3 tRNA genes and 1 pseudogene are annotated in these 2,847 nt (G+C 58.6%); 1 reads left to right on the forward strand and 3 read right to left on the reverse strand.

What is annotated here, in order from left to right:
- Window positions 1–100: 100 nt before the first annotated feature.
- The 3 genes from AXW79_RS21095 to AXW79_RS21105 all read right to left on the reverse strand — a co-directional run bounded on the left by AXW79_RS21095 (window position 101) and on the right by AXW79_RS21105 (window position 526).
- Window positions 101–177 (reverse strand) — tRNA-Met (locus tag AXW79_RS21095).
- A 102-nt stretch (window positions 178–279) separates the two neighbouring features.
- Window positions 280–356 (reverse strand) — tRNA-Met (locus tag AXW79_RS21100).
- Between the two features lie 93 nt (window positions 357–449).
- Window positions 450–526: transfer RNA gene (locus AXW79_RS21105), tRNA-Met, on the reverse strand.
- A 196-nt stretch (window positions 527–722) separates the two neighbouring features.
- Here AXW79_RS21105 and glgX point away from each other — a divergent pair.
- Window positions 723–2,787: pseudogene (gene glgX / locus AXW79_RS21110) on the forward strand (glycogen debranching protein GlgX).
- Window positions 2,788–2,847: the final 60 nt, after the last annotated feature.

The raw sequence follows: 2,847 nt of genomic DNA on the forward strand, positions 1-2,847 counted from the left end.
CCGAATTGTACAGCCTTATCACCGCGCACTACCTAGCAGAAGTAGTTCGCTGTCTTTACGCTCACCGCTTGGCATCAGCCTCGCCATGGTCACAACTAGTTGGTTGCGGGGGCCAGATTTGAACTGACGACCTTCGGGTTATGAGCCCGACGAGCTACCGAGCTGCTCCACCCCGCGTCCGAATTGTATTGCCTTTATCACCGCGTACTACCGAGCAGAAGTAGTTCGCTGTCTTTACGTTCACCGCGTGGCATCAGCCTCGCCATGAGCACAAAAAGTTGGTTGCGGGGGCCAGATTTGAACTGACGACCTTCGGGTTATGAGCCCGACGAGCTACCGAGCTGCTCCACCCCGCGTCCATATTTTTTCCGAATTGGCCGAGCAGTAGCCAGTTCGAATTATCTTTGTCTTCAATGCGTTAATCAGCTTTTTCGACTCTGATACCCAGATGGTTGCGGGGGCCGGATTTGAACCGACGACCTTCGGGTTATGAGCCCGACGAGCTACCGAGCTGCTCCACCCCGCGTCTGAGGTCGCCAATAATAGGCGCCAGCGCTCAGATTGCAAGTAAATATCCTAAAAAAACTTCATTCGAAGGTTAAAGCGGCACAAATTGAAGGAATTTGCAACAGGACGCTGTTTTTTCAGACAAGCAGGTTTGGGGCCAGCTTGGCGCACTACACTCAAAAGGCTTGTCACTCCTCTTTTTAGGTAGCCTTATCATGCGCATATCCGCCGGTCATTGCCGTCAATTGGGGGCCACACCCGAGAACGACGGCGTCAACTTTGCCATCTGGGCCCGCCTGGCCAGTCGGGTTGAACTGCTGCTCTTCACCCGTGCCGATGATGACACCCCTGAGGTGATAGTGCTCTCCCCCCGTCTCAACCGCACCGCCTACTATCTGGCACATCCATATCGAAGGCATTCCACTGGGCCAGCGCTATGCCTATCGCATCCAGGGTCCCTGGCGTCCCTACTACGGTACCCGCTTCGATGCGGACAAGGTACTGCTGGACCCCTATGGTCGCAGCATTGAGCTGGGGCCGACCTACGACCGCTGGGCTGCGGCCCGTCCCGGCAGCAACCTGGCTGTGTGTGCCAAGAACCGGGTGGTGGATACCCGCGACTATGACTGGGAAGGGGACAAGCTCCCCGCTCACTCCCTCTCCCGCTCCGTGATCTACGAGCTGCATCTGGGGGGATTTACCAAGTCGCCGAGCTCGGGGGTGGATCCTGCCCTGCGCGGCACCTATCTTGGCCTCATCGAGAAGATCCCCTATCTGCAATCCCTCGGCATCACAGCCGTCGAGCTGCTGCCGGTGTTCCAGTTCGATCCTCAGGATGCCCCCAAGGGGCTATCCAACTACTGGGGCTACAGCCCGATGTCGTTCTTTGCCCCCCATGCTCAATATGCCAGTGGCGGCGATCCGCTCACCGAGTTCAGGGACATGGTCAAGGCCCTTCACAGAGCCAATATCGAGGTGATCCTGGATGTGGTTTACAACCACACGGCCGAAGGGGGGGACGATGGCCCCATCTTCTCGTTTCGCGGTATCGACAACGAGGCCTACTACATCCTCGACAGCAATCAGAAGGACACCAACTATTCGGGCTGCGGCAATACCTTCAACGGTGCCCACCCCGTTGTGTTGCGCATGATCATGGACAGCCTACACTTCTGGCGCCAGGAGATGCACGTGGACGGCTTTCGATTCGATCTGGCCGCCATACTGTCGCGGGACGAGTCCGGCATGCCGCAGGCCAATGCGCCAACCCTGCGCACCATAGACACGGATCCCCGCATCGCTGACATCAAGCTCATCGCCGAAGCCTGGGATGCGGGTGGGCTTTATCAGGTAGGCAGCCTGGCCGGCGCGCGCTGGCGTGAGTGGAACGGCCAGTTCAGGGATGACGTGCGCCACTTTCTGCGCGGGGATGACAACGCCGTCACTCCCTTCGTGGAGCGACTGTGCGGCAGCCCGGATATCTATCACTATCACCACGCCGACCCAGAGAAGAGCATCAACTTCGTCACTTGTCATGACGGTTTCACCCTGTGGGACTGGGCCAGTTATGACCACAAACACAACGAGGCCAACGGCGAGCAGAACCGGGACGGGTGCGATCACAACTTCAGCTGGAATCATGGCCATGAAGGGGTCACTGAGGATCCTCACGTCAATGCGCTGCGCATACGCCAGGCCAAGAACATGATGGTGGCCACCCTGTTGTCGGTGGGCTCCCCCATGCTGCTGATGGGGGACGAGGTGCTGCGTACCCAGCATGGCAACAACAACGGTTACTGCCAGGACAACGAAACCTGCTGGATGAACTGGCAAACCAGTAACATGGGACAGGAGATGTTCCGCTTCATGAAGGAGCTGATCCAGTATCGCAAGCACCTGTTCCAGCGACCGGAGCAGGAGAGCATGCCGCTGTCGCTGACCGAGATCCTGCGTCACAGCGAGATCTGCTGGCACGGGGTCAATGCCGCCCAGCCGGACTTCAGCCCCCACTCCCACGCCATCGCCATGTCGGCACTCTCCAGCGAAACCAAGCTGGCACTCTATGTGCTGTTCAATGCCTACTGGGAGCCGCTCACCTTCAATCTGCCAAGCCCCCCCAAGGGGGTGGGTGGCTACTGGCGCCGGATCCTGGATACCGCCCTGCCCTCACCCCATGACATCTGCACCTTCGGCATGCCGCTGGAGGGGCTGACCCGGGAATACCTGGCCCAGCCGCGCAGCAGTTGCCTCTTTATCTGCGGGGCGGATGACTTCTACTAAATAGCTGTTCCGAATAGTAGTGCACAGGAGGAAGGGAACTCAGTCCAGTTTGTGCGATCT

It is taken from the genome of Aeromonas salmonicida subsp. salmonicida, from assembly GCF_001643305.1.
Lineage (GTDB): Bacteria > Pseudomonadota > Gammaproteobacteria > Enterobacterales > Aeromonadaceae > Aeromonas > Aeromonas salmonicida.